Consider the following 446-nt stretch of genomic DNA (forward strand, 5'->3'; position numbering starts at 1 on the left):
GTTCAGCCCGCAGCGTCTGAGCCTGGGCGGATCATCCTCGGTGCGCGGCTACAAGGACCAGTTTCTGGCTGGCGACAGCGGCGGCTACTGGCGCAACGAAATACGCTGGGCTCGACCGGTCACCGTTGACTGGCTGCGCCCGGTATTTGCCGAATACGGTGCCGCTGCCGGCTATGACCAGGGCGTGATCCGCAACAACCGCTACAACGGCGATGAACATGGGCGCCTGTCCAGCAACTCGTTAGAGCTGTTCACCCGGGGCGAGCATGTCGCTGCGTCGGTGACCTTCGCTCACTCTCTGGAACGTCCTGACGTGGTCGAGCGCGAAGCGCCGATCTACTTCCGCATGGACTTTTTCCTCTAATAACACCGTTTTTTCGACACTGCTTTGAGGTTGCTTACATGGATGTTAACCAGATGGCTCTGCTTGCCCGTCAGCCCAGTGC

At 60.1% G+C, this 446-nt stretch carries 1 protein-coding gene; it reads left to right on the top strand.

The genetic code is table 11. The features are described from left to right. Positions 1–364: ShlB/FhaC/HecB family hemolysin secretion/activation protein (locus D7Y13_RS42905; protein WP_147452716.1), on the top strand; the 364-nt coding region annotated here is incomplete at its 5' end. Between the last annotated feature and the right edge of the window lie 82 nt (positions 365–446).

Origin of the sequence: Corallococcus praedator (genome assembly GCF_003612125.1) — a bacterium.
Lineage (GTDB): Bacteria > Myxococcota > Myxococcia > Myxococcales > Myxococcaceae > Corallococcus > Corallococcus praedator.